Genomic DNA, 26,995 nt, shown 5'->3' with positions numbered 1-26,995 from the left:
AGACGGTGGCAATTAAAGAACATGTAATACAAAAAAATAAACTCGGCTGTGTTTTACCACAGACCGAGTTTTTTCGTGTCTATTTTGCGGAAACTTTTCTTATTTCCTTATCAAGTTTTTTCCATTCGTCGAATTTTTTAACCACAGTTCCCGATAGAAGCACAACGCCAATCCAGTTCGGGATGACCATGAGTGCATTGAAGAAGTCGCTGAACATCCAAACTGTGTCGACCGGAATGATCGTTCCGAGGACTATTGCAACGAGAACGAGAATTCTGTATGGTGTGAGTGCTTTTTTACCAAAGAGATACGCGATGTTACTTTCGCCGAAGTAGTACCAACCGACGATTGTCGTGAACGCGAAGAACACGAGAGAAACGGCGAGAAACATGAGTCCTGCATCTCCAAATGCAATTTCAAATCCTTTTTGCGTTACTGCAACAGTTTGCAGGTTGAGTCCTGCGGAGATATTGTGTGCGTTAGTGACAAGAATTATGAGAGCTGTTAAAGTACATATTAAGATTGTGTCGACTACGACTCCCGCCATTGCGACGAGACCTTGGTTAACCGGGTGCGGAACTTCGGCAACTGCGTGTGCGTGTGGAGTTGACCCCATACCGGCTTCGTTTGAGAAAAGCCCCCTTTGAAGTCCGAGTCTGATTGCTTTTTTCATCGAAATCCCGACAAGTCCGCCGAGAACGGCTTCACTTGAAAACGCTGCGGTAAAGATGCCTTTGAATACAGGGATGATTTGGTCGTTGAATTTTACCAAGATTACGATTCCGCCGACGATGTAGATGAGAGCCATTATTGGAACAACGAGTTCCGCAAATCTTGAAATTCTCTCAATGCCGCCGATGACAATCATTCCGACCAAGACTGCAAGCGCGAGTCCAGTGATTACAGGAGTTATGCCGAATCCGTTTTTAAGGGAGAGGGAAATGGAGTTCGATTGAACCATATTTCCGACGAGCCCCAATGCGATGATTATAAAAATTGAAAAAAGTGTTGCAAGAATTTTGCCGAATTTTTTATTTTTTAAACCGTGTGTGAGATAGTAGGCGGGACCGCCGTAGACGGTGTCGCCCTTTTTCTCTCTGTAGGTTTGCGCAAGGACGGCTTCGGCAAAGATTGTGCTCATGCCGAGGATTCCTGAAACCCACATCCAAAATACTGCACCCGGACCGCCGACCATAATTGCGCCGGCGACTCCGCCGATGTTACCGGTTCCGACTTGCGCCGCAATTGCCGTTGCAAGCGCTTGGAAAGGGCTGACACCGGAATTGTCGTTCGGGTCTTTTTTCTTGAAGACTCCACCGAAAGCTTCATTAAAAGCTCTACCTAATTTTGAAATCTGTGGGAAACCAAGTCTTATTGTGTAGAGCACCCCGACTCCGAGAAGCATGTATGCTATAAGGTTGTCCCAAAGAAAACTTGTTATTTTTTGAATGATATCTATCATACCTAACCTCCATAAAGTATGTGAATTTTATAATGTATCAAGCGCTTTGATGATAATACACTAAAGTGAGAATATTTACGTTATACCTATACAGAATTCATATTCATAAATTATGTACAGGAGATTGATTGGGAGGAATCATCTCCCAATCTTTATTTGAGCTCGAGGCTCTTCCAATCATTATATTTATTGACAACTATGTTCGACATAAACATTATTCCAATCCAGTTTGGAATAACCATGAGTGCATTCATAAGGTCGCTTATTGTCCAAAGTGCGTTGAAGTGTGTGACAGTTCCCATGACAACCGCAAGCACAACCAAGATTTTATACGGCACAACCGCTTTTTTTCCGAAGAGATAGACGATGTTGCTTTCGCCGTAGTAGTACCAGCCGAGCATTGTGGTGTATGCAAAGAAGAGAAGTAGAATTCCTAAGAATGCGGTTCCCGTGTCTCCAAGTGCAAGTTCGAATCCTTTTTGCGTTACGGAAATTGGGTTCATAGTAGCATCGAGCGCTGTGTGTGCGTTTGTTACAAGAATTATGAGTGCAGTGATTGTAGAAATTATGATTGTGTCGATAACAACGCTCACCATTGCAACGAGTCCTTGTTTTACAGGGTGGTCAACTTCTGCAATTGCGTTTGCTTGCGGTGTTGCACCCATTCCGGCTTCGTTTGAGAAAAGTCCCCTTTGAATTCCTAGTCTGACCGCTTCTTTGACGCTTATACCGATTGCACCGCCGAGCGCCGCTTGTGCGGAAAATGCGGATGTGAAGATCGATTTGAACGCCGGAAGGATTTCGCCACTGAATTTTGCAAGAATCACAATGCCGACTCCGATATATATTAAGATCATAACCGGAATGATGAGTTCAGCAACTTTTGAAATTCTCTTTATGCCGCCCGAAATTATTATTGCGACAAGTGCTGCAAGAACTATACCTGTGACAATCGGTTTTATGCCGAAGCCTTCGCTCATCGATGCGGAAATGGAGTTTGATTGAACCATGTTTCCGATAATGCCGAGAGAGATTACAATAAGGACGGCAAATATTGAAGCGAGGATTTTTCCAAGTTTTTTATTTTTCATGCCTTTTGAAAGATAGTAAGCAGGGCCCCCGTAAACTTCGCCGTCTTTCTTTTCTCTGTAGGTTTGAGCAAGCACAGCTTCTCCGAAAATCGTTCCCATGCCGAGGATTCCCGAGATCCACATCCAAAAGATAGCGCCCGGTCCTCCGACCATTATAGCACTTGCGATACCGCTTATGTTACCGGTTCCGATTTGCGCTGCAAGAGAAACTGCAAGAGCTTGGAAAGAAGTTACGTGGTCTTTTTCGCGACCGTCTTTTAAATATATATTTTTAAAGGCTTCTTTAAAGCCTCTTCCCAATTTTGTGAATTGGGGAAATCCAAGCTTTACGGTGTAGTAAAGACCGACGATTAAAAGTAGATAAACTACCATGTTGTCCCATAAAAAGTTTGAAATGGTTTTAATTGTATCTATCATGCCATACCTCCCTAAAATGATAAATCAAATAAAGTTAAAGCTTCTTATTCCATTCGTCATATTTTTTGACGACAACTCCCGAAAGAGCAACCAGACCTATGAGGTTCGGAATGACCATGAGCGCATTGAACAAGTCGCTGAAGAGCCAAACTGTTCCCACGGGTACAATTGTGCCGAGAGTAACAAACAATATTGCAACAATTCTGTAGACCGGAAGAGTTTTTCTTCCAAATAAGTAAACAACATTACTTTCACCGAAATAGTACCAACCGATTATGGTTGTGAACGCAAAGAATGCAAGTGCAATCGCAAGGAATATTGTGCCGGCATTTCCGAAAGCGATATTAAAACCGAGTTGTGTGACTTCGACGGTTTCAAGACCGAGATTTGCCGATTCGATGTGAGCACTTGTAACCAAAATTACAAATGCGGTGAGTGTACAAATAAAGAATGTACCGATGATAACTCCAGCCATAGCTACAAAACCTTGGTTGACGGGATGTGGAGCATCCGCAACGGCGTGAGCGTGCGGGGTGGAACCCATACCGGCTTCGTTGGAGAAAAGTCCCCTTTGAAGTCCGAGTCTCATTGCCGTCTTCATCGAAATACCGACCATGCCTCCAAGAACAGCTTTGCTCGAGAAAGCGGCGGTGAATATTGCTTTTATAACAGGGATGAATTGGTCGTGGAATTTTACGACGACTCCGATGCTTGCAAGAATATAAACAACCGCCATAACAGGAACTATTGTTTCTGCGATTTTTGATATTCTTTGAACCCCTCCGAGCACGATTAGACCTACAATAACTGCAAGCACAATGCCCGTGATGATCGGCGCGATTCCGAATCCGTTTTTAAGTGAAAGGGAAATCGAATTCGATTGAACCATATTGCCGACGAGTCCCAAAGCAATAATTATGAATATTGAAAAAAGTGTTGCTAATATTTTTCCTATTTTTTTATTCTTAAGACCGTTTGAAAGATAGTATGCCGGTCCGCCGTATTGTTCGCCGTTTCGTTCTTCTCTATAGACTTGCGCAAGCACCGCTTCCGCAAAGATTGTGCTCATACCGAGAAGTCCTGAAATCCACATCCAAAACACAGCGCCCGGTCCTCCGACCATTATTGCACTCGCAACGCCTCCGATGTTTCCGGTTCCGACTTGCGAAGCAACCGCAGTTGCCAAAGCTTGGAACGAACTGACTTCGCCTTCTTTCTTTTCGCTTTTTTTAAAAAGGTCTCCGAATGTTTCCTTAAAAATATTTGGTAAACGTGATATCTGTGGCAATCGCAGTCGAAGTGTGTAAAGAATTCCGACTGCAATCAGCATGTATGCAATCATGTTATCCCATAAAAAGGTTGTAAAATTTTCTATTATACCTATCATGTAACCCTCCTTTATACACTTTATTATAACATATTTTAATTTATCTGTAAACTGTCACTTTAGCACAAGATAATTTTATATAAAATAAATACAAATAAAAAACCCGGCTAGATAGTCGGGTCGAAAAGTGTTAAATCATATTCTCGAAGTTTCGGAATAATAAAATTTAAAACTACATATGCGTATAAAATTCCACCGATGCAGTCGGCGACGATATGTTGTTTTGTAGTCATTGTCGCAAGAATAATAAGTACCATTTGGACTTGGAAAAATTTTCCGACAAAGCCTTTGTTGTTTGTGTAATGATATGCGATTGTAGCGCACGCGACGTGTGAAGATGGAAAACCGTTGTACGGATTGTCCATTTTATAGGTGAGCATTATAAGTTTTTCATAAAAAGTTCTCGGAACAATTTCATCTCTTATGCTCACGACACTCGGCAGCAAAATGAATGTTAAAATACATAGATATTTCACAATAAAGAGCGCCATTATATATTCGCGGTCGTATTTGTCATCTTTTAAAAAGTACATTATTAAATAAAGTGTCGGATACCACGAATGGTAAATGAGAACCGTCCACGGCATCAGCTTTATTTGATCGTCGAGCCAGAAGCTTAAATCAATCGGATTTACCGGTTTGACATTTGTAAAGTTATACATCATTGCAAGGCTGAAAAAGAGTGCAATTAATTTGAAATTATCTTTGTGAATTTTTGTCAGGTCGTCTTTGTAAAATGGTTGTGTCAAAAAAATCCCTCAACATTTCTAAATAAATTTCCTTTGTTTTGTCATGATAGAGGTCGAAGCGTCCATCCTTTATGATTCTGAGCTCAGCGTTTTTTCCCATACTTGTGTAGAAGTCGACAAGCGCTTCCTGTTTTTTAATTCCGCCGCCGACGCTGTCATTTTCTCCCACCACAAAAAGAAGCGGAAGTTCGTCCGGAATATATTTTTGCGCATTCTCGTCTTGAATTTTTTTCTTTGCAAAGAGAATAGAGCGCCACATTTCAACTGTCGGCACGCCTTTCATAAACGGATTTTTATTTATCTTTTCCTCCTCATATAAATCGGAGGTCATATAAGAAAACATCGAATTTTTTATAAAAGGTTTGTTCAAATCTTTGAGCGCCTTGTCGGCAATTTTTTTCGAGCGATAAGTTTCGCCCTTGTTTGAAATTAAAAAACTTAAAATTTTGCTGTATATATTATATCGAACAGTTCCAATATATTTTCCGGCAGAAACAAGTACAATTCCGTCGGTTTCGTGACCATATTTCAGCGCATATGTTCGAAGTAAATCGCTTCCGATTCCGTTTCCTATAAGAAAATTCGGCTTGTTTTTTTGACGCAAATACGAATTCAAAACGTGAATGTCGTCGGTCGCATTGTTCCAACCGTTAAATTCTCCCAAATACAGAGACTCCGAAGCGTTTTCAATTGCGCGCTTGTGTCCTCTCATATCCATGATTGCAGCGGATGCTCCCATTTTATTCAAATCTTCCATAAGGTCGAAATATCTGTCGCTGCTGTCAAAAAGTCCGTGAACAATTTGGACTGTAAATTTTTCGTCGTCAATTCTACTGCAGTAGACGGGAATTTTATGTCCGTCGGTTCCCTCCAAAAACAACGTCTCCATAATATTAAACATTCTCCTTTATTTTTAACAATATATATATTATAATATAGTATAGATTCATTCAATTGTCAACATTGGCGGTTGTTGTGCTTATTTTATCCAAATTCGGGTAAAAATAAATTAAGATTGGAGGTTTGAATTTTGAAGGACGATTTTTATTATGACGGACCCGATGACGAAATTATTGATGAAGACAGAATCGGCAAAACGCCGAACGACGATGCGCTTCTTTCATTTATTTTCGGAGTTGTGTCCATATTTCTTGTAATTTTTATGAGAAGCGGTATACTTGCCATAATTTTCGGGGCAGTAGCATGGACCAGAGGAAACAAAGCCATGTATGTCGACAGAAAGAATTCGGCGGCGCAAGTTGGAAAGACACTCGGGCTCATTGGAATAATATTGGGAACGATATTTTTTGTGACATGCATTTCGTGCGTTTCATGCCTCGGATGCAGAGGATACGGATATAGACCTATGAATGATATGATGAGACAGTTTAGAGGCAGCTGGAGGTTTTAAGTTTTGAAAATGTTTTTTAATGTGCTGGGAGCTAAGATCCCGGCATATGGTTTTTTTATAGCAATAGGGCTTTGTTTTATAATGCTCTATTTGAGATATCAGAAATATTATAAGGAGCTCGACTTCGACACGGCGCTTAGCGCAATGATTTATGCGCTTCTTGTCGGAGGAGCGGGAGCAAAAATTCTTTATTGGATTACGGACCCGTCAAGTTTTATGATACTTTTCGATTCGAATTACCCGTTTCTTCAAAGATTGCAATACTCGTTTAGCGGGGGCATGGTCTTTTTGGGCGGACTTATTGGAGCCGGAATCGGAGTGGTTATGTTTTTAAAGAAATACAAACACATAAAACCGATGAAACTTTTGGATATATTTGCAATTTCAATGCCGATTTTACAAATGTTCGGAAGAGTGGGTTGCTTTTTTGCGGGATGTTGCTACGGAAGAGCATCCGACTCGTGCATTGCGGTTGAATTTCCAAAGGGCGGACTTGCACCGGCGGGCGTTTCGGTTTTACCGACACAGCTTTTCGGAGTTGTCGGAAATCTGATTATCGTTGCGACACTTTTGATTTATTCCAAAAAGAATAAACGACCGGGCAGAATTTTCGGACTCTATTTAATTATGTACTCAATCGGAAGATTTATTTTGGAATTTTTCAGAGGCGACGAAATCAGAGGAATCTACGGAGCATTCTCAACGTCACAATGGCTCTCGATTCCGCTCTTTATACTTGGAATTGTTTTGTTTGTAAAGGCGAAGGAAGAAGTTTATGAAAAAAATATTGATTAGCACGGGCATGCTCTATGCTGAAGACGACAAATGGAACACGCTTGTACCGATTGCGTATAGCGAAGCGATAAGAAGAGCGGGCGGCGTTCCCGTGATTGTGCCGAATATTTTAGACGACGATTTAATTGATTCATATGTTGAGATGTGCGACGGATTTCTTTTTACGGGCGGCGTCGACATAAATCCGAGGATTTATAACGAAGAGATGATTCTTGAAACCAAGAAATATTCTTTTGAAAGGGACGAATTCGAATTAAAACTTTTGGAAAAAATCAGGGATATAAATAAACCGATTTTGGGAATTTGCAGAGGGATGCAGCTCATAAATTCGGTCTACGGTGGAAGTCTTTATCAGGATATGAAAACGGCGGGATTCAATTTAAATCACAACAATCCTCAAAATATTACGGACGGCACACACTCGATTTCAATTGAAAAGGATTCGATTATGTTCGATATTTTCGGGGAAGAAACGATTGTAAACTCCTACCACCACCAGGCGATAAAGGATGTAGCGGACGGATTTAAAGTTACGTCTCGCGCAAAAGACGGTATTGTCGAGTCGATGGAGTGGACGGGCGAGAGATATATTCATCTCGTTCAATTTCATCCCGAAATGATGATTTATAGATACAAAGAGTTCGAAAAGATTTTTGAGGATTTTGTGAAAAGAGCATGAAGAATATACTTTTGACCGGAGCGAGCGGGGGAATCGGATACGCGATTGCGAGAAAATTTTTGGAAAATAGCGATGCGAAAATGATTCTTCAATACAATGCGCACGCTCAAAAAATTGAAAGTTTGAAGGAAGAGTTTCCGTATAGAATCGATTCCTACAAGGCGGACCTTTCTGATGAAAAGAGCGTTGACGAGTTTTTAAAAGAAATCGACGGCGCATATAAAAAGCTCGACATCATAATCCACAGCGCCGGAATAAGCGTTGTCGACACGATTAACCACACGAAAGTCGAGGACATTTCAAAGATTATAAATGTCAATTTGAAGTCCCCGATTTTAATCACGCAAAAACTTGTGGGAAAGATGATCGAGAAAAAATCCGGAGTTATAATTTTCATCTCTTCGATGTGGGGAATCACGGGGTCGTCGTGCGAGTCGGTTTACTCCGCAACAAAGGGCGGTATCATTGCTTTTTCAAACAGTCTCTCGAAAGAACTCGGACCGTCGAACATCAGAGTGAACAGCGTGAGTCCCGGTTTTATAAACACGGCGATGAATGACAATATAAAAGTGGAAGACAGAGACCTTTTCGTTTCGGAAATTCCGCTTCTAAGAGCGGGAGAGGCGACCGACGTTTCGAACGCGATTTATTTTCTTTGCAGCGACGAAGCTTCGTATATTTCGGGAGCGAATCTCAGAGTTGACGGCGGATATTTATAGAAGAAACTTTTATTATATGTAATTTTTATGCGGAAGAAAATTGAAAAATGTTTATGTGAATTTATATAACACGATTGATGAATTCAAAACATAAAAATAACAGGACTCGAAAGAGCCCTGTTTTTGTTTAGAATTTAAATCTTATATATTTTATTTTAACGCCGTTTTCTCTAAATCTTTCCTCATAGTGGCTTATGGGAGTTGTCGGCGGAGCGTCGTCCGACTGCTCGAGAATTATGCCGCCCACTTCTTCGATGTAGGAAAGAGTGTCCACATAAAGTTCGTCGTCGTCGGTTCTAAAGTCGATTTCGCCGTCCGGTTTTAAAATATTTTTGTATTTTAAAAGCCTCGATGGATAGGTTAGACGTCTGTTGTTTTGTCTGTTTTTCGGCCAAGGGTTCGGAAAGTGAATCGTGATTGAATCGATTTCGTTTTCTGCAAAAATATTTTCAACATGGTCGATTTCACGCGGAATGATTAGCGCATTTTCCACTTTTGATTCCAAAAGTTCGTCGAGCGCATAAACCAAAACGCCAGCTTCCTTGTCCCAAAGTACAAAATTTCTATTCTTGTCTTTTCGCGCAAGAGCAAGACAGTATCCGCCGCTTCCGCAACCTATATCAAGGTGAATCGGATTTTCATTGTTAAATTTTTCGCTCCAACGACCTTTGTTTTCCTCAGGCCAAAAGAACGCCTTGCCGCTGTCAAGTAGCGTGGGCACTGCCCACCATTTTTTTCTCATTCTCATAAAAAACACCTTATATATTTTAACATAAATATAGTAATAAATAAACCAGCGGGGATTTTGGATATGTGTTTATCATTTTAATACATTTGGTTGTGAGTTTCAAAATGGATTTAATTTAGCTCATTAAAAAGTGAATTAATATTAAGAATAAAACTTTAAATAGTGACGGGAATCACTCTTTATACGTAACTTGACTCACATATACTCAAAAGATTACGCTTTTTTATCATTATTTTATATAAAACTGTGTAATTTTTATGAAAGTGTGGTATAATGTATTTAGATGGGATGAGATATCTCATTTCAAAATATAAAGGAGGAACAACTATGACATATCATATTACAGATGATTGCATCGCTTGCGGTCAATGTCAACCTGAATGCCCTGTAGACGCAATTTCAGAAGGCGACATTTACTCAATTGACGGTGAAAAGTGCATCGGATGCGGAAACTGTGCAGACGTTTGCCCAACAGGATCATGTGTACCTTGTGAATAGTAGGTACATACCGACGACACAAGTTGTCGTTTAACAGGAGCCTTTTTATAAGGCTCTTTTTTTTGTGATTTAAATTTCTTTATTAAATATATTTATTCTTGTATGCTATTCTTTATTATTTTTTTATTTACATTTTACAACCTGCAAATATTACAAAAACAATGGCTCGCTATAATGAAAATTAGTTTCAAGGAGGTAATTATGAAACAAAGAATTTTAATTTTATTAATTGTATTTGCAATGCTTCTTACAGCAGGTTGCAAAAAGTCAGGAAGTGCAACAAAAGAAGATGGAAGAACCGTAATAACATTTTGGCACTCCATGGGTGGAAACTTAAACGAAGCAATTGACAAGATGGTTCAAGATTACAACGCATCTCAAGATAAGTATTTAGTAAAAGCTGAATTCCAAGGCGAATATGACGACGCTCTTACAAAATTAAGATCGGCATCGTCGGGCAGCGCTCTTGATGTTGATATAGTACAAGTTTTTGAATTGGGTGCAAGATTTATGATTGATTCAGGTCTAATCACACCGGTTCAAGAAATGATCGACAAGACAAATTTCAACACAGCAGATTTGGAGCCGAATCTTTTGGCATACTATACAATCGACGGAAAGTTGAACTCGATGCCTTTTAACTCATCGACGCCGCTTCTTTATTATAACAAGGATATGTTCGAAAAGGCGGGAATTACAGAAGTGCCGAAGAGCCTTGAAGAAATGGTTGAAGTCGGAGAAAAACTTAAGGCAAAAGGTGTTGAGATGCCGCTCAGTATGTCGATTTACGGCTGGTGGGTAGACCAATTTATGTTAAAACAAGAAAAACCGCTTTTCGATATGAACAATGGAAGAGGCGGCAATCCTACAAAGACAGTATTTGTTGAAAACGGAGGAATGGAAAATATTCTCGAAAGATGGAAAGAACTTGCCGACAAGGGCATTGCTCCAAACGTCGGAAGAACCGGTGGAAAACAAGAATTCGTTTCGGGAGTTTCGGCAATGACTTTCGGCTCGACAGCATCACTTGCAGGAATTTTGCAAGAAGTCGGAGATAAATTCGAAGTTGGAACTGCATATTATCCTGCAGTTAATAAAGACGACAAGGGAATGGTTTCGATCGGCGGTGCATCGCTTTATATGATAGACTCAGGAAGCGACGAAAGAAAAGCCGGTGCATGGGATTTCATTTCATATATGGTTTCTCCAAAATCACAAGCATATTGGAACGCAAACAGCGGATATTTCCCTGTAAATGTGAAAGCACACGACGAAGATGTGTTTAAAGAAAATATCAAGAAATTCCCGCAATTTCAAACTGCAATCGACCAACTTCACGACTCAACTCCGGAAAGCCAAGGAGCAATCTGTGCAGTTTATCAAGAAAGCAGACAAGTGTTTGAAAAATATGTTGAAGATATGCTAAACGGCGTCAAGACTCCGAAGGAAGCGGCGGAAGCAATGCAAAAGGATATTGACTCCGCGATAAACGACTACAACAGGGCAAACAAGAAATAGCGATGAACAGCAAAAACAAATACACAAAATCCGCATATGCTTATATTATGCCGGCGATGATCGGATTTCTCGTCTTCACATTCTATCCGTTCATAAAAACTATTTACAGAAGTCTTTTTTTGACGGACAGAATGGGAAACAGCAATCTCTTTATAGGGCTTGAGAACTACACGACGCTTTTCACATCGCCGTCATTTTATAACAGTCTCGTTGTGACCTTCATGTATGTGTTAATAGTTGTGTTGGTGGGCGTCGGACTAGGCTTTATGACCGCGCTTCTTTGTCAAAGAAGTTTTCCGGGGATCAAAATTTTCTCGGCGGCATACAGCCTTCCGATGGCAATCGCCTCTTCGGGCATGGCGCTTGTGTTTAAAGTTATGTTAAACAGAAGTATCGGAGCTTTGAATCTAATTTTCGGCTCCGACATAAGTTGGCTCGAAGACCCGACAATGGCACTCATATCGGTGAGCGTTCTTACGGCATGGCTAAATTCGGGGATGAATTTTCTATATTTGAGCGCCGGACTCGCCGCAATCGACTCTTCGCTATACGAGAGCGCAAGCATCGACGGAGCGAACGGCTTTCAAAAATTCAGATATATAACTTTGCCGTCCTTGAAACCGATAATGTTTTTTGTAATTGTCACAAATGTAATTAACGCATTTCAATCGTTCGCACAGATAAAACTGCTCACAATGGGCGGACCGGGCGAATCGACAAATGTTATAGTTCACGACATCTATAAAAATGCGTTTGAAAACTATAAATATGGATATGCTTCGGCGGAGTCCATAGTTTTATTTTTTATTGTAATGATTTTTACGATAATTTTGTTTAAGACAAACAGAGGCGGTAAGTCTCTTGCAGAAAGGTGATTTTATGCAAAAGGTACTCGAAAGAGAAAATATAAATATAAAAAGAAACAAGTCTTTTCGCTTCGATTTTAAAAAAGCGCTTCTCATGCTTTTGAATATTATCGTCGTTACAGTTGTACTGTTTCCGATAATCTATGCATTTTTGATGGCGATAAAAGACCCGAGTGAAATTTTCACAAAAGACATAAGTCTTCTTCCACAAAAGCCGACTTTGATGAACTTTGTGAACGTGTTTAAAACGGCACCGATCTCAAGATATATATTAAACTCGATTATAGTTTCCGTAATAATAACGGTTTCACAAGTTTTTACAGCGATTCTTGCGGCATTTGCATTTCACTTTTTAAAATTCAAAGGGGCATCGGTTCTCTTTGCGATAATAATGTCGACGATGATGATTCCGGGAGAAGCTACAATCATTTCGAACTTTTTGATGGTGTCGGGTTGGGGCCTTAGAGATTCGTTTTTGGGACTCGTGCTTCCATATCTCACAACCGCGATGGGAATATTTTTGTTCAGACAGTCGTTTAGATCCTTCCCGAAGGAAATATACGAAGCTGCAAAAATTGACGGTTGCTCGAATTTTAGATTCGTTTTAAACATTTTAATTCCGCTCTCAAGACCGACAATTGCAGCTCTTAGCGTTTCCTCATTTTTGGGTGCATGGAATATGTATATGTGGCCGCTTCTCATTACGGGACTCGACAAATATAGAACGGTTCAAATCGGAATTTCCATGCTTAATGCAGTGGATTCACAGTCGATGGTTTTGATGATTGCGGGAGTTGTAGTTTGTATGATTCCGTCGCTTATGATATTCCTTTTCGCGCAAAAGAATATGATTAAGGGACTTACGGCAGGCTCTGTGAAAGGTTAGGTAAATATGGCAGAAGTAAAATTTAAAAATATAACGAAAAAATATGAAGACGGATATGTCGCTGTGAACGATTTAAATTTAAACATCGAAGACAAGGAGTTCGTCGTGCTCGTCGGACCGTCGGGTTGCGGCAAGTCCACGACTCTAAGAATGATTGCAGGCCTCGAAGATATTTCGGACGGCACACTTTTTATCGGTGAGAATGCGGTGAACGATATCGAGGCAAAAGACCGTGACATTGCAATGGTTTTCCAAAACTATGCACTCTATCCGCACATGACTATAAGGGACAATATGGGCTTTGCGCTCAAAATGCAAAAGGTGCCGAAAGAAGAAATCAAGGAAAAAGTTGAAAGAATTGCAAAAACTCTTCAAATTTCCGATTTGCTCGAAAGAAAGCCGAGCGAGCTTTCGGGAGGACAACGCCAAAGAGTTGCACTCGGACGCGCAATGGTAAGAAAGCCGAAAGTTTTTCTATTGGACGAACCGCTTTCAAACCTCGACGCGAAACTGAGAGTTGAAATGCGCACTGAGATTGTAAAACTTCACAAAGAACTGGACACAACATTCATCTACGTCACGCACGACCAAACCGAAGCGATGACAATGGGAGACAGGATTGCGGTTTTAAATAAAGGTGTTCTTGAGCAGTTTGACACGCCGATTAATCTCTACAACAAACCGAAAAACAAATTTATCGCAGAGTTTATCGGAAGTCCTCAAATGAATATTGTAAAAAGTGAAATAAAAAAAGTGAACGACAAATATCAAATAAACTTTTTGGGAAAATATATAAACTTGCCGAAATATTATTCGACGGCACTCGACAATTTCGATAAAAAAGAGGTTTATCTCGGCGTTCGCTCGGAAGACTTTGTCCTAGACGAAGACGGAGTGGAAGTACTCTTTTCGAATGTGGAATATATGGGAAGCGATCTTTTTTGCTACACATATTACGACGGAGAGAAACTCGTTATGAGGTTTGACCCGGAAGACAGCATTTATGAGGAGAGAGTTTATAAAGTGCTGCCGAATGTGGACAGACTTTATATTTTCGACAAAGCTACGGAAGAGACGATTGTTTTTCCGTCGGGACTTTAGGAGAACAAAATGTACAAGGCGATAATATACGACTGCGACGGAACTCTTCTCGATTCGAAAAATGTGACGATTGAAACATATGAGTATATGATTGGAAGAAAACTCACGGAAGGCGAGATGGAAAAAGTTTTTCATCAAACGCAAATCGAAAGTTTTAAAATGTTTAATCTCAATATCGAAGAGGGAAATCTCAAAAGAATTGAAAATATGTACAAGGAAATTGACGATTCTATAAAACCTTTCGACGGAGTTATGAATCTTTTAAGAGCGGTAAAAAAGCTCGGCATCCACCAGGCGATGGCAACAAACAGAAATGCTGAAGCGGCGGAAATGGCTTTAAACGGATACGGTCTTCAAAAATATATCGAAACGGTTGTGCATGCGGACATGGTTTTAAATCCGAAGCCGTCGGGCGAGATGCTTTTAAAATATATGGACATGATGAAGCTTGAAAAAGACGAGGTGCTATTTGTGGGAAACGCAATCACCGACCATATGGCTGCGATTGACGCCGGTATAGACTTCTGCTACTGCAGCTGGGGAACTGTGGAGTATTTGGAAAAAAGTGCTATAATATTAGATAGACCGGAAGAATTGCTTCAATATGTAAAGGAGGATGTTTATGGCAAAAATTTATGCCCACAGGGGATATAGCGGCAAGTTTTTTGAAAACTCGAGCGAGGCATTTAAGAAATGTTTAGAACTCGATATATTCGGAATTGAAACCGACGTGCAGCTCACAAAAGACGGGGTGCCGGTGATAATTCACGACGAATATCTAAAACGCCTTTTAAACAAGGACGCTTTTGTAAAAGACCTCACACTTGATGAACTCAAAAGTTTGAAATATGAAAACGGCGAAAGCCCGATAACTCTTGATGAATATATAGAAATTTTTAAATATTCAAGACTTGTCAGCAATATCGAACTTAAAACGGGAGTTTTTCTCTATCAGGGAATTGAACAGAAAGTGTACGACGCATTTAAGAAAAACGATATGCTCGACAGACTTTTGGTTTCTAGTTTCAACCACTACAGCCTTTTAAAAATGAAGGAAATCGATTCGGAAATTCCTTTGGGAGCGCTCACGGGCTCGACTCTCATAAGTCCGGAAAAATATTTGAAACAATACGGTTTTCAATTTTATCATCCGGTGTTTAGCTCGGTGAACAAAAAAATGCTTGAGGATTTACACGAAAACAATATACAAGTGAATGCTTGGACAATAAACTACAAAGAAGTTTACGAAACGTCGATTCAAATTGGACTCGACGGAGTAATAACGAATTATCCGGAACTTGATTTTCCAAACTTGGGATACTAAAAGAGGTATCCTTTTTTATTGCAACAAAAAAGACCCCGAACGGGATCTTTAAAGTTTCTAGTGTGAATAATATTCGACAACAAATACGTCTTCGATTTCAATAGGAACTTCTTCTCTTTCAGGCATTTTAACCAATTTAGCTGAGAATTTGTTTTCGTCCTTTGAAATGTAAGGGTATGGGCTGTTTCCACCAACAGCAAAGTTGTCTTTGAACATTTCGTTTGAACGGCTCTTTTCTTTTAATGTCAATTCGTCGCCAACTTGAACTTGGAAGCTTGGACGGTCAACTTTTTTGCCGTTTACTAAAATGTGTCCGTGAACAACCATTTGTCTTGCTTGTCTGATACTTGAAGCGAAACCTGCACGATAAACCATGTTGTCGAGTCTTGTTTCAAGCAATTTTACAAGTGCGTGACCTGTTTGTTCTTTTGATTTTCTAGCCTTATCGAAGTATGCCTTCAATTGATTTTCAGGTACTTGATAATATGCTCTTAATCTTTGTTTTTCGAGGAGTTGTTCGCCGTATGTTGAAAGCTTTTTGTCGCTTCTGGCTGCTCCTTTTTTCATTCCTTTGTTAGCCTTTGGAAGATTGAAAACATTGAGACCGAGTCTTCTTACAATCTTTACTCTGGCTCCTTTTAAACTACTCATTTTTTGAATCACCTTTCCTAAAATTGGATTTGCCGCGGTATTCATTAAAGATTATATATCATACTTATCCGTTTGTCAAGCATTTTCACGCACATTTTATTAAAAATAAAAATTATATTATTTGACGATTTCACGTTCATAGAACTCCAAAAGAGTCGAAGCCGTTTTCACTATATCGTCGTTTTCTATGAATAAAGTTTTCTCGTCAGCTTTGAATCTGTAGTTGTGGTCGTAATACTTTTCGCAAAGAAGCCTTGCAACCTCGTCATAATTTTTTAAAATCATATTTTCTTCGACAGCCGCTCTCGTTTCCTTTCCGAGATATTTCGAAAGATTTTCGATAGCCGCTTCGAGTTCCTCTATAAGTTCCGGCTTTGCATATGTTTGTTTGAGCCTTTCAATTCGCGCACTCATCGGAGTCTCGAGATAAATCTTTTTTGACTCGAGAATTTTTTCGTACAACAAATCCTGCATAACAATATTTCCGATTCTTTTACTTTCGCCTTCGATGAAATAGGTTTTCGGCTCGTCGTCAATCGCCTCAAAGAGAAGTGATTCAAACATCTTTTGCGAGTTTGCTTTTCCAAGACCGACTCCGCCCAAAGTCGAACCCATATGATTCGCGAGATTTTCGAGGTCAATAATCGGAATGTTTCTCGAATTTAAAAGATGAAGGATTTCGGTTTTTCCGGAACCCGTCGGAGCATAGAGAGTTACGAGAGAAATTTTCGATAATTTTTCGGGTAATTTCTCGTTTATATAGTGTCTGTAGGACTTTATACCGCCCTTTAATTTGTAGACATTGTAGCCGAGAGTGAAAAAAAGTGACGCAATAGTTTTTGAGCGGTATCCGCCCCTTGCGCATGTAAAAATTATTCGACGGTCGCGATGTTTATAAATTAAATCCTCGAGTTCCAAAAGCTTTGCCGAAACAAATCGTATTGCACTTCTTTTGGCTTCTCTCTTCGAGCCGTTGTCGTACAAAGTGCCGACGATTTTTCTTTCCTCGTCGTTTAAAACGGGAAAATTTATCGAGCCGGGAATGTGAAAATCGTCAAACTCACCCCTGCTTCTCACATCAATGAACAAATCGTCCTTTGTTGTTTCTTCATAATTTAGTAATTCAAACATTATACCACCCAAATAATTATAAAATTTTTAAAAACTTATTTCAAGGCGAAAATAGGGCGTAAATGTTACAATAAAAAACTTTTTAAAAAATCACTCAAAAACCCTTGACATTTAGTTTATGAAGATATAAAATATATGCAGACTGTTTTTTAAGAAAGGACCCGGAAACCTGTCTTAATAAACGCTACAAAATGCTCGAAAGGAATGAAAATTAATATGAAATCATTTATGGCTAAACCGCAAGAAATCGAGCGCAAGTGGCTTGTTATTGACGCCGACGGATTGGTTCTCGGTCGTCTTGCTACAGAAGTTGCAACGATTCTTCGCGGAAAAAACAAACCGATTTATACCCCGCACGTTGACACAGGAGATTATGTAATCGTAATCAACGCTGACAAGATGAGACTTACAGGAAAGAAACTTGACCAAAAGAGATATTACTGGCACACAGGATATCCGGGAGGATTAAAATCTGTTGATTATAGAACTATGATGGCAAACAACCCGGAAAAAGCTCTTATGATCGCAGTAAAGGGAATGCTTCCAAAGAACTCACTCGGAAGACAAATGCTCAAAAAATTACGTGTATACAGCGGAACTGAACACGGACATGAAGCTCAAAAACCTGAAGTTTATGAAATCAAAGGGGGTAACAGATAATGTATCAATCAGTTGGTAGAAGAAAAACTTCAACAGCTCGTGCTATTTTAACAGAAGGCAAAGGAATGTTTTTTGTTAACGGCAAACCTGTTGATGAATATTTTGACCTTGACACATTGAGAAGACTTGCTAAGAGCCCATTTGTATTGACCGAAACAGAAGGTAAATACGACGTTAAAATCAACGTTCGCGGCGGCGGAAAGTCAGGACAAGCAGGCGCTGTAAGACATGCAATCAGCCGTGCACTTTTAGAAGCAGATCCTGAACTTCGTGCTTCATTGAAACAAGCAGGTTTCTTAACAAGAGACCCGAGAATGAAGGAAAGAAAGAAATACGGTTTCAAAAAGGCAAGAAAATCTACACAATTCTCAAAACGTTAGGTTTTCGAAATACTATAAAAAATATAAACCTTGTAATTTTAACGATTACAAGGTTTTTTGTTACATATGAAAATTTGAATTAATAAAATATGTTATATATTTCGCAAAAAAAACAAATCGGCATTTTATATTGACATAAACTAAATAAAGTATTACAATAAGGATAAGGGATTAAATAATAGATTTTATTTAAATTCTTAATATTTAAGGAGGGATAATATGTTAATACATAAAGAAAGGATGAATAGAAAATGCAGGATAAAGAATTAAAATTACAAAAGAAAGAAATGCTTAAAATAGTGAACAAATGGGGATTTGTTTTACTGTTATTCTTAAGTTTATTGTCCGCGATTCTTTTTGTCATCGCACCGATAACTTTGAACAATGTGGTTGAGAATGTCGGAACTATTGGAGCAAGTGATATAGTAAAGGTTATACTTCTACTTGCGGCGGGATATTTGGTAGAATTTATTTCAGTTTTTATAAAAAATGGGTTGATTCAACAATACCACGGAAGAGCCGCTGAAATTTTATATGCAGATGTATTCAGACTCAATTATGATAAATACATAGAAGAAGGGCCAACTGCAATAAGAGACCTCGTGTGGAACGCGGCCGATGCATACGCGGGATTGTATTTTGATGTAATTCCGAGTCTTATAGTTAATATTGCAACGATTATTGTAAGTATATATATTTCGTTCACTTTAAATCATATTGCTGCACTTTTGATGTTTATAACATTGCCGATTCATTATTTCGGGTTTAAGCTTTTGAACAAAAAACTTGCGCAATTGTCCGTAAAACTCAGACAGGCAAGTTCCAAGTCGCAAAGCAATATTCATTCCGTTGTATCACAAGTCGATTTTATAAAGCAAAACAGTGAAAATGAAAATCTGTTGCCGATGATTAAGAAAAATATTTTAGAATCGGAGGGCGTTCGTAAAAAAGTTAATTATGTTGCAAACGGTGTTTCAGGACTTCTAATCGGTTTAAACCAAATCATTCAATCGCTTACAATTGTATTTTTGGCGGCGCTTGCACTGAAAAACAAGGACGCATTTGGAGGCGTTGTTTATGTAATGCTTGTATTTCCTTATTTTTCAAATGCAATCAGGGGTCTATCATTTACAAACTTGGGCAGTGCCGATGTTATAGCGGCGGATGAATTTTTAAAAACAATGATAGAAAATCGCGAAGAAGACGGAACTTTGGATATGCCGGATGACGTCAGGAGCATAAGTTTCGACATAGATTCAGTTGATATATACGATAAAAATTTATTAAACAATGTTCATATGAGTTTTAAGAAAGGCGATATTGTCGGAATCAAGGGTGAGAGCGGCACGGGCAAGAGCACTCTTGTAAAATTGATTCCAAAATTCAGAAGCGTCGAGGGCATTTATATAAACGATATTCCGATTGAAAAAATAAAAAATGTAGAATATTTAAAAAACATTTCATATTATTCGCAAAACACGCCGATTATTTCCGACACTATTTACAACAATTTGAATTTCGGAAGAAAGCCGGTTCAAAAAAGCGTTTATGAAAATTTAAAATTTTTATCCAAGTTCAACAATTTGGATGAGATGATTATTGAAAACGGAGCAAATTTATCCGGTGGAGATAAACAAAGAATTGCACTTTCCAGATATTTTGTCGAAAATGCAAAGATTGTAATTTTAGATGAACCGACAAGTTCACTCGACAAGGAAACCGAAACGGAAATTATGACGGCGGTTTTAGAAAACAACAAGGACAAGATTATTTTTATCATAAGCCACAACAACGAGATTATGAACTACTGCAACTATATTGTTGAGGTTAAAAATAAAACAGTTGACGTGACGAAAAACGATAAAAAGAATTTTTAATATGTATAGAAAAACATCGATGAAACTTTATGTCTCAATCGATGTTTTTTTTATTCATTATTTATTTTTTACAAATTTTATAACATCTCTTACGAGATATAGCGAGCCGCAGACGAGAATCAAATCGTCCGCTTCGGCAATTGTCGTCGCATAGTTTATAGCTTCAACTCTGTCGGCGATTGCGACAACGTCATCTCGAACTTTTTTCACTTCTTTTTCCAAATCGTAGAGTTTGAAAGCTCGTTCCGGATTGTCGATTGTGGTTATGATAAATTTATCCGTGATTTTTGAAAGCTCTTTTATCGCGTATTCGTAGTCCTTGTCCTTCAAAATGCTGAACACCAAAATGAGGTGATTGTATTTAAAAACTTTGATGGAGTCGACAAGCGCATCCATCGCTTCTTTGTTGTGTGAGCCGTCGACTAAAATTTTCGGCGACTTTGAAATGAGCTCAAGCCTTCCGGTGTTGTGGCTTGTAAAAATCCCTTCTTTAATTATTTCTTTGTTCAAGTGGAACATATCTTTAAAATAATCGAGCACGGTTATTGCAAGTGCGGCGTTGTAAAATTGGTGCACGCCGACAAGACTTGTGCGCATATTTTTGTAGTTTCTGAAGTCGAAATCGTTTTCATGGTCGCTCGTTTCAAGCACTTTCACTTCGTCCTTCGTGAAAGTATAGAGTGGAGCGTGCTTCGAGTCGGCGACGTCTTTAAAGAGTTTGTAGAGGTGTTCGTCTTTCGGATAGAGGAAAACCGGCGCGCCTTCTTTTATTATTCCCGCTTTGTTCATCGCGATTTCTTCGATTGTGTTTCCAAGAATTCCCACGTGGTCCATAGAGATTGTGACGATGACTGAAGCGATCGGTTTTTTTACGATATTTGTCGAGTCCAAAGTGCCGCCCATTCCTACTTCAACAATTGCGATGTCAACATTTTGGTCGTAAAAATACTTGTACATAATCGCGGTCAAAACTTCGAAATATGTGTTTTTATATCCTTCGGCGTCGAGCTTTTCAAGCACGGGCTTAAACATTTCGATGTATTTTACAAAGTCTTCTTCGGAAATCTTCACTCCGTTTATCGTGATAGATTCGGTCATGCATTCCATAAACGGTGAAATAAAAAGCCCCACTTTCGATGTTTTTGAGATTGTGTTCGAAAGGAAGTTACAAGTGCTTCCTTTTCCGTTTGTGCCGGCGACGTGAATGACTTTAATCTTGTCTTGCGGATTGTCAAAAGCCTCGAGCAGTTTTTGTATATTTTTAAGGGTGTGTTTTCCCTTTTTTTCATCTCGCTTGTACATCCAATCGATGTATTTGTCAAAATCTTTCATAGTTCCTCCATTGTAATTTCTTTTAATTTATATTATAATACAAATATCAGAGTAGGTAAAGAGCGTCAAGTGTTAAGCTATGGGTTGTCGAGCTTAAACGAAAGTTATTGACTGCGGTTCTTTACCGCAACCGCTTCGGGTATCACCCTAAGCCCACTTTGAAATATTTTTTTAAGGGGAAACAAATGAATAAGAAATTCACTACCAAGAACTTAGTCATGGCAGGTGTCTTGACTGCGCTTTCTGTCATCTTGACACGTTTATTTTCAGTGCAACTGACGGAATCGATGAGAATCGGCATAGGGCCGCTTCCGATTTTGATGGTCGGAATTGCATTCGGTCCGCTATTGGGAGCAATCTCGGGACTCGGTGCGGATTTAATCGGCTTTATGATAAACGCGGGAGGACAATTTCACCTCGGTTTCACAATGAGCTCACTTTTGACTGGGCTTATTCCGGGACTTGTCGCATGCTATTTTCTAAAGAAGAAAAAGAACCTCAACCTCACAATTATTTTGTCAATTGTTTTGGTTTATGGAGTTGTCCATTTAATTCTTAACAGCTATTGGCTAAACGGACTATATGGAACGCCGTTTACAACTCTTGTCGTCGGACGTGCGACGAAAGTTGTTATCGAAGCTGTAGTTGTGGGAATTATACTTGAAATTCTTATGAGAAGATTTATCAAGTACAGCTTCGGGGAAGAAGGAACTTTTTAGAGTGTTCAAAAGATAAGGCTCATCGATTTTCGGATGAGCTTTTTTGATGCAATTAATTCGGTGAAAGGTATTTTATTTTTGGTTTTTTGTTGAATTAAGTTGCATAATAGGGTATAATAAAGTTAGGTGTCAAGCCCTTTAATGCAGTGAGAAATTTTTTGCGGCTTGAACTGAATTTGATATAAGGAGATGGTTGTATGGCAAAGAAAACACCGCTTTATGATGCTCATGTAAGACTTGGCGGGCATATGACTGAATATGCCGGTTGGGATCTTCCTGTGGAGTACAGCGGACTAAAAGAAGAACATGAGGCTGTAAGAGAAAGAGCCGGAATCTTTGATGTTTCTCACATGGGAGAAATTTGGGTTACCGGAAAGGAAGCCGAAAAGTTTGTAAGCTTTATGATGACAAATGACATCATCCGTCAAAAGGACAATCAAGTACAATACACATTTATGTGTGAACCGAACGGATTTGTTGTGGACGACTTATTGGTTTATAGATATAATAACGAAAAGTATTATTTAGTCGTGAACGCTGCAAATTCTGATAAAGATTTCGCATGGATTTTAGAAGAATCCAAAAAATTTGACGTTGAAGTTAAAAATGTTTCAGATGAAACAGGTCAAGTTGCAGTACAAGGACCAAAGGCTGAAGAAGTTGTTCAAAAATTGACAGACGAAGATTTGTCAAAAATCACTTTCTTCACATTTAAAGACGGAGTTGAAATCGCAGGAAAGAAATGCCTCATTTCAAGAACAGGATACACCGGTGAAGACGGATTTGAAATCTACACCGATTTGGAATCCATAAAAACTGTATTTGACGCAGTTCTTGAAGCAGGAAAGGATGTAAATCTTCTTCCTTGCGGACTTGGATGCAGAGACACACTTCGTTTTGAAGCATCACTCCCGCTATACGGACAAGAAATCGGTCCTGACATCAACCCGATTGAAGCAGGATTTAAATTCTTCGTCGACCTAAAGACAGACAACGATTTCAACGGAAGAAAGGCACTTGAAGAATATGCTGCCGATCCGAAGAGAATTTTAGTCGGTTTCGAACTTGAAGGACGTGGAATTCCAAGAGTCGGATACAAGATTGAAAAAGACGGAAAAGAAATCGGACATGTTACAACCGGATATTTGTCACCGACACTCGGAACAAGAATCGGTAACGCTTTAATCGACAGAGAATACAAGGGTATTGGAAACACATTTGACGTTATGATCAGAAACAAACCGGTACCTGCAAAGATTATTTCAAAGAAATTTCTTGAAGCAAGAGGAAACAAACACACAAAATAGTTTGTGATGTTATAATTTAGGCGAAAAGCCAATATAAGGAGGATTACAATGGAAGTTAAAAAGGATTTATTTTACACAAAGGACCACGAATGGTTAAAAGTTGAAGGCGACGAAGCATATGTAGGTCTTTGCGACTACGCACAAGATCACTTGGGAGAAATCGTTTACGTTGAATTGCCTGACGAAGACGACGAATTTGACGCAGGCGATTCAGTTGCTGCAATCGAATCAACAAAGGCTGCAAGTGACTTATTTGCACCTGTTGCAGGAACAGTTGTCGAAGTAAATGAAGAACTCGAAGACGCTCCTGAAATGCTCAATGAAAAGCCATATGACGCTTGGATTTGCAAAATCAAGATGGAAAATGCTGACGACGTAAATGAACTTATGTCAGCTGAAGATTACGAAAAATTCTTAGAAGAGGAAGCATAGGATGCATCCATATCTACCGCATACTGACAGCGACATAAAGAGCATGCTCGAAGCTATCGGTTTGGAAAGCGTAGATGATCTATATTCAGATATTCCTGAAAGCATGAGAATGAAGGAAGATTTGAATTTGCCTAAAGCAAAATCCGAAATTGAAGTAAGAAATATTATCGGAAAGCTTGCAAAGAAAAATCTTTCATCTGCGGATGTTCCTACATTCCTTGGCGCAGGTCTTTATGATCACTACATTCCAAGCATCATAGCTCCGCTTGTAAGTCGTGGGGAATTTTTAACCTCATACACACCTTATCAACCTGAAGTTTCGCAAGGAACTTTGCAATATATTTTCGAGTTCCAAACGCTTCTATGCGATTTGACCGGAATGGAAGTTGCAAACGCTTCAGTTTACGACCACTCAAATGCCGTAATCGAAGCTGCGATAATGTGTGCATCTGTCAATAAAAAGAAAAAAGTATTAGTAAGTGAAACATTGAATCCAAGCTCCAGAAAAGTTTTGGACAACTATGCAAAGGGCCAAGGCATCGAAGTAGTTCTTATAAACGAAAAGGACGGAGTTACGGATATTGAAGATTTAAAGAACAAGATTGATGACGACGTGGCTTGCGTTATGGTTCAAAGCCCGAACTTCTTCGGAATCATTGAAGATTTGGAAGAATGCGCAAACATCACCCACACCGCAAAGAAGGCATCGTTTGTCGCAGCGGTTGACCCGATCAGCTTGGGAATTTTGAAAAAACCGGGTGATATGGGCGCTGATGTTGTTATCGGCGAAGGACAAGCACTCGGAATTGCCACAGAATTCGGTGGACCGCTCCTCGGATTTATGTGTACAACAGAAAAGTTCTTAAGAAAATTGCCGGGAAGAATTGTCGGACAAACTGTCGACAACAATGGCAAACGCTGCTATGTTTTGACTTTGACAGCAAGAGAACAACATATTCGTCGTGAAAAAGCAACTTCAAACATTTGTTCAAACCAAGGTGTTAACACACTTGCTGCAACAATTTATATGTGTCTTTTAGGTAAGAACGGACTCAGAGAAGTCGCAGTTCAATCCATGTCAAAAGCTCACTATCTACAATCAAAACTTGAAGAAAAGGGCTTTAAACTAAAATGGGATCAACCGTTCTTCAAAGAATTCGTAGTTGAAGGACTTACAGCCGACAAGCAAAGAGAACTCCTTAAAGATAAGGAAATGATCGGCGGTTTCGGTCTAAAGAGATTCTACGAAGATTATGACAATGTAATGTTTGCTGTTACTGAAAAACGTACAAAAGAAGAAATGGACAGATTAGTAGAACTTTTAGGAGGGAAATAATGTTTAGAAAATATGACAAATTAATTTTTGAAGTTTCTACTCCGGGAAGAAAGGGCTACAATTTACCACCTCTTGACGTTGAAGAAACAGATTTAAAGAGTGCAATTCCTGAAAAATATCTTGCGGACTCATGTCCGAATTTACCGGAAGTAAGTGAAGTTGACGTTATCAGACACTTTACCAATCTTTCGAACAAGAACTACGGAGTTGACACGGGACTATATCCACTTGGAAGCTGTACAATGAAGTACAATCCGAGAATAAATGAAGAAATGGCAGCTCTTCCGGGATTTGCGGGAATTCACCCGTACCAAGACGAAGACGAAGTTCAAGGTGCTCTTGAACTTATGTACAACCTTCAAGAACAATTGAAGGAAATCGCCGGAATGGACGCAGTTACCCTTCAACCGGGCGCAGGCGCTCAAGGAGAGCTCACAGGTATAAAAATTATCAAGGCTTACCACGAAAAGAACGGTGACACCAAGAGAAACAAAGTTATTGTACCTGACTCGGCACACGGAACAAACCCTGCAACTTCTGCAGTTTCAGGCTTGATTCCTGTTGAAGTTCCAAGTGATGAAAACGGATTGGTCGATTTGGATGCACTAAGAGCAGCTGTCGGAGAAGACACTGCAGGACTTATGCTTACAAACCCGAATACACTCGGACTATTTGACCAACACATCAAAGAAATCACAGGAATAATCCACGAAGCAGGCGGACTTTGCTACTATGACGGAGCAAACGCAAATGCTATCATGGGACACTGCAGACCGGGTAGAATGGGATTTGACGTTATTCACTTTAACGTTCATAAAACATTCTCAACTCCACACGGAGGCGGAGGACCTGGTGCAGGACCTGTCGGCGTAAAGAAAGAACTCGAAGAATTCCTTCCTGTTCCTGTAGTTGAAAAAGACGGCGACAAGTTCCACTTGAACTATGACAAGGAATACTCCATCGGCAAGATGAAGAATTTCTATGGACACTTCGCTGTTCTTGTAAGAACATATTCTTACATTTTGAGCATGGGTTCAGACGGTTTGAAACAAGCTTCGGAAAGAGCAGTTTTAAACGCAAACTATCTCTTCCATCTTGTTAAGGATTACTATAATGTTCCGGTTGAATCACTCTACAAACACGAATTTGTATTGGGTGGACTTAAAGACTACGAAAAGACGGGCGTAACAACTCTCGATGTTGCAAAAGGACTCATCGACAGAGGTTTCCATCCGCCAACAGTCTACTTCCCGCTAATCGTGAACGAAGCACTTATGGTTGAACCGACTGAAACGGAATCCAAGGAAAGCTTGGAAGAATTTGCCGCAGCTCTCATCGACATTGCAAAGACTGCAAAAGATGATCCGGAAAGCTTGAAGAAATCACCTCTCACAACAGAAGTGTCAAGACCGGACGAAACATTGGCGGCAAGAAAACCGATTGTAAGATATATAAAAGAAGCTGAATAAATTTAATTTAAAATATAATGAAGGACGCGAAGTTAATTTGACAGAGCTTG

General features: G+C 39.5%; 28 protein-coding genes and 1 riboswitch. Of the genes, 19 read left to right on the top strand and 9 right to left on the bottom strand.

Features of this window, described 5'->3' with window-relative positions; translation table 11 throughout:
* Positions 1-79 precede the first annotated feature (79 nt).
* The 5 genes from SPI61_RS06455 to SPI61_RS06435 form a co-directional block, all read right to left on the bottom strand.
* The gene (locus SPI61_RS06455) at positions 80-1,462 is read right to left on the bottom strand and encodes a sodium:alanine symporter family protein (RefSeq protein ID WP_321137303.1); all 1,383 of its coding nucleotides are present in this window, start codon (positions 1,460-1,462) and stop codon (positions 80-82) included.
* Between the two features lie 152 nt (positions 1,463-1,614).
* The gene (locus SPI61_RS06450) at positions 1,615-2,970 is read right to left on the bottom strand and encodes a sodium:alanine symporter family protein (RefSeq protein ID WP_321137302.1); all 1,356 of its coding nucleotides are present in this window, start codon (positions 2,968-2,970) and stop codon (positions 1,615-1,617) included.
* Positions 2,971-3,004: 34 nt separating this feature from the next.
* Positions 3,005-4,357, bottom strand: a complete 1,353-nt coding sequence (locus SPI61_RS06445; RefSeq protein WP_321137301.1) for an alanine/glycine:cation symporter family protein — start codon at positions 4,355-4,357, stop codon at positions 3,005-3,007.
* Positions 4,358-4,464: 107 nt separating this feature from the next.
* A complete protein-coding gene (locus SPI61_RS06440) occupies positions 4,465-5,106 on the bottom strand; it encodes a phosphatase PAP2 family protein (RefSeq protein ID WP_321137300.1) in 642 nt (213 codons plus the stop codon).
* Entirely contained in the window at positions 5,057-5,995 is a 939-nt protein-coding gene (locus SPI61_RS06435; RefSeq protein WP_321137299.1) for an alpha/beta hydrolase, read from the bottom strand. The genes SPI61_RS06440 and SPI61_RS06435 overlap by 50 nt, the downstream gene beginning before the upstream one ends.
* A 141-nt stretch (positions 5,996-6,136) precedes the next feature.
* Here SPI61_RS06435 and SPI61_RS06430 point away from each other — a divergent pair, with 141 nt between their 5' ends.
* The 4 genes from SPI61_RS06430 to ymfI are packed head-to-tail and all read left to right on the top strand — an operon-like array spanning position 6,137 to position 8,710.
* Positions 6,137-6,517, top strand: a complete 381-nt coding sequence (locus SPI61_RS06430) for a DUF4190 domain-containing protein (protein ID WP_321137298.1) — start codon at positions 6,137-6,139, stop codon at positions 6,515-6,517.
* Positions 6,518-6,526: 9 nt separating this feature from the next.
* Positions 6,527-7,312, top strand: coding sequence for a prolipoprotein diacylglyceryl transferase (locus tag SPI61_RS06425; protein WP_321137364.1), 786 nt, complete (start codon positions 6,527-6,529; stop codon positions 7,310-7,312).
* The gene (locus SPI61_RS06420) at positions 7,293-7,991 is read left to right on the top strand and encodes a gamma-glutamyl-gamma-aminobutyrate hydrolase family protein (RefSeq protein WP_321137297.1); all 699 of its coding nucleotides are present in this window, start codon (positions 7,293-7,295) and stop codon (positions 7,989-7,991) included. The genes SPI61_RS06425 and SPI61_RS06420 overlap by 20 nt, the downstream gene beginning before the upstream one ends.
* Positions 7,988-8,710 (top strand): elongation factor P 5-aminopentanone reductase, encoded by a 723-nt coding sequence (gene ymfI, locus SPI61_RS06415; RefSeq protein ID WP_321137296.1) that lies wholly within the window; start codon positions 7,988-7,990, stop codon positions 8,708-8,710. The genes SPI61_RS06420 and ymfI overlap by 4 nt, the downstream gene beginning before the upstream one ends.
* Positions 8,711-8,837: 127 nt before the next feature.
* Here the strand turns inward: ymfI and trmB are convergent, their stop codons facing one another.
* A complete protein-coding gene (gene trmB, locus SPI61_RS06410) occupies positions 8,838-9,458 on the bottom strand; it encodes a tRNA (guanosine(46)-N7)-methyltransferase TrmB (RefSeq protein WP_321137295.1) in 621 nt (206 codons plus the stop codon).
* Positions 9,459-9,785: 327 nt separating this feature from the next.
* Between trmB and SPI61_RS06405 the strand changes: the two genes are divergently transcribed.
* The 7 genes from SPI61_RS06405 to SPI61_RS06375 all read left to right on the top strand — a co-directional run bounded on the left by SPI61_RS06405 (position 9,786) and on the right by SPI61_RS06375 (position 15,651).
* The gene (locus SPI61_RS06405; RefSeq protein ID WP_414601520.1) at positions 9,786-9,956 is read left to right on the top strand and encodes a DUF362 domain-containing protein; all 171 of its coding nucleotides are present in this window, start codon (positions 9,786-9,788) and stop codon (positions 9,954-9,956) included.
* A 201-nt stretch (positions 9,957-10,157) separates the two neighbouring features.
* On the top strand, positions 10,158-11,474 hold the full coding sequence (locus SPI61_RS06400; RefSeq protein WP_321137294.1) for an ABC transporter substrate-binding protein: 1,317 nt from the start codon (positions 10,158-10,160) through the stop codon (positions 11,472-11,474).
* 2 nt (positions 11,475-11,476) lie between these two features.
* Positions 11,477-12,349: a sugar ABC transporter permease gene (locus SPI61_RS06395; protein WP_321137293.1), complete on the top strand. Its 873-nt coding sequence runs from the start codon at positions 11,477-11,479 to the stop codon at positions 12,347-12,349.
* Positions 12,350-12,353: 4 nt separating this feature from the next.
* Complete coding sequence (locus SPI61_RS06390) at positions 12,354-13,226, top strand: carbohydrate ABC transporter permease (protein WP_321137292.1); 873 nt, start codon at positions 12,354-12,356, stop codon at positions 13,224-13,226.
* 6 nt (positions 13,227-13,232) lie between these two features.
* Positions 13,233-14,327, top strand: a complete 1,095-nt coding sequence (locus SPI61_RS06385; protein WP_321137291.1) for a sn-glycerol-3-phosphate ABC transporter ATP-binding protein UgpC — start codon at positions 13,233-13,235, stop codon at positions 14,325-14,327.
* 9 nt (positions 14,328-14,336) lie between these two features.
* Positions 14,337-14,981 (top strand): HAD family hydrolase, encoded by a 645-nt coding sequence (locus tag SPI61_RS06380; protein WP_321137290.1) that lies wholly within the window; start codon positions 14,337-14,339, stop codon positions 14,979-14,981.
* Positions 14,950-15,651, top strand: a complete 702-nt coding sequence (locus SPI61_RS06375; protein ID WP_321137289.1) for a glycerophosphodiester phosphodiesterase family protein — start codon at positions 14,950-14,952, stop codon at positions 15,649-15,651. The genes SPI61_RS06380 and SPI61_RS06375 overlap by 32 nt, the downstream gene beginning before the upstream one ends.
* Before the next feature lie 57 nt (positions 15,652-15,708).
* Here SPI61_RS06375 and rpsD read toward each other — a convergent pair whose 3' ends face one another.
* The gene (gene rpsD / locus SPI61_RS06370) at positions 15,709-16,302 is read right to left on the bottom strand and encodes a 30S ribosomal protein S4 (RefSeq protein WP_321137288.1); all 594 of its coding nucleotides are present in this window, start codon (positions 16,300-16,302) and stop codon (positions 15,709-15,711) included.
* 117 nt (positions 16,303-16,419) lie between these two features.
* A complete protein-coding gene (gene mnmH / locus SPI61_RS06365) occupies positions 16,420-17,433 on the bottom strand; it encodes a tRNA 2-selenouridine(34) synthase MnmH (RefSeq protein WP_321137287.1) in 1,014 nt (337 codons plus the stop codon).
* A 216-nt stretch (positions 17,434-17,649) separates the two neighbouring features.
* On the opposite strand from mnmH, the gene rplM reads away from it, so the two are divergent.
* From rplM to SPI61_RS06350, 3 genes are all read left to right on the top strand, one after another.
* Positions 17,650-18,093, top strand: coding sequence for a 50S ribosomal protein L13 (gene rplM, locus SPI61_RS06360; protein ID WP_321137286.1), 444 nt, complete (start codon positions 17,650-17,652; stop codon positions 18,091-18,093).
* Positions 18,093-18,473, top strand: a complete 381-nt coding sequence (gene rpsI, locus SPI61_RS06355) for a 30S ribosomal protein S9 (protein ID WP_034544852.1) — start codon at positions 18,093-18,095, stop codon at positions 18,471-18,473. Before rplM ends, rpsI begins: the two co-directional genes overlap by 1 nt.
* Positions 18,474-18,724: 251 nt before the next feature.
* Complete coding sequence (locus tag SPI61_RS06350) at positions 18,725-20,350, top strand: ABC transporter ATP-binding protein (RefSeq protein WP_321137285.1); 1,626 nt, start codon at positions 18,725-18,727, stop codon at positions 20,348-20,350.
* Between the two features lie 57 nt (positions 20,351-20,407).
* Here SPI61_RS06350 and SPI61_RS06345 read toward each other — a convergent pair whose 3' ends face one another.
* Positions 20,408-21,682, bottom strand: a complete 1,275-nt coding sequence (locus tag SPI61_RS06345) for a folylpolyglutamate synthase/dihydrofolate synthase family protein (RefSeq protein WP_321137284.1) — start codon at positions 21,680-21,682, stop codon at positions 20,408-20,410.
* Between the two features lie 45 nt (positions 21,683-21,727).
* A riboswitch (THF riboswitch) is annotated at positions 21,728-21,820 on the top strand.
* Between SPI61_RS06345 and SPI61_RS06340 the strand changes: the two genes are divergently transcribed.
* The 5 genes from SPI61_RS06340 (at position 21,790) to gcvPB (ending at position 26,945) form a co-directional block, all read left to right on the top strand.
* Positions 21,790-22,401: a folate family ECF transporter S component gene (locus SPI61_RS06340; RefSeq protein WP_414601519.1), complete on the top strand. Its 612-nt coding sequence runs from the start codon at positions 21,790-21,792 to the stop codon at positions 22,399-22,401. (Overlaps the previous riboswitch by 31 nt.)
* 197 nt (positions 22,402-22,598) lie before the next feature.
* On the top strand, positions 22,599-23,708 hold the full coding sequence (gcvT, locus tag SPI61_RS06335; protein ID WP_321137282.1) for a glycine cleavage system aminomethyltransferase GcvT: 1,110 nt from the start codon (positions 22,599-22,601) through the stop codon (positions 23,706-23,708).
* A 48-nt stretch (positions 23,709-23,756) separates the two neighbouring features.
* Positions 23,757-24,140 (top strand): glycine cleavage system protein GcvH, encoded by a 384-nt coding sequence (gcvH, locus tag SPI61_RS06330; protein ID WP_321137281.1) that lies wholly within the window; start codon positions 23,757-23,759, stop codon positions 24,138-24,140.
* Between the two features lies 1 nt (position 24,141).
* A complete protein-coding gene (gcvPA, locus tag SPI61_RS06325; protein WP_321137280.1) occupies positions 24,142-25,476 on the top strand; it encodes an aminomethyl-transferring glycine dehydrogenase subunit GcvPA in 1,335 nt (444 codons plus the stop codon).
* On the top strand, positions 25,476-26,945 hold the full coding sequence (gcvPB, locus tag SPI61_RS06320; RefSeq protein WP_321137279.1) for an aminomethyl-transferring glycine dehydrogenase subunit GcvPB: 1,470 nt from the start codon (positions 25,476-25,478) through the stop codon (positions 26,943-26,945). The genes gcvPA and gcvPB overlap by 1 nt, the downstream gene beginning before the upstream one ends.
* Positions 26,946-26,995: the final 50 nt, after the last annotated feature.

The organism is Ezakiella sp. (assembly GCF_034180565.1).
Taxonomy (GTDB): Bacteria; Bacillota; Clostridia; order Tissierellales; family Peptoniphilaceae; genus Ezakiella.
Note: the sequence above shows the minus strand (reverse complement) of the source record. Positions and strands in the feature narration are given on the sequence as shown.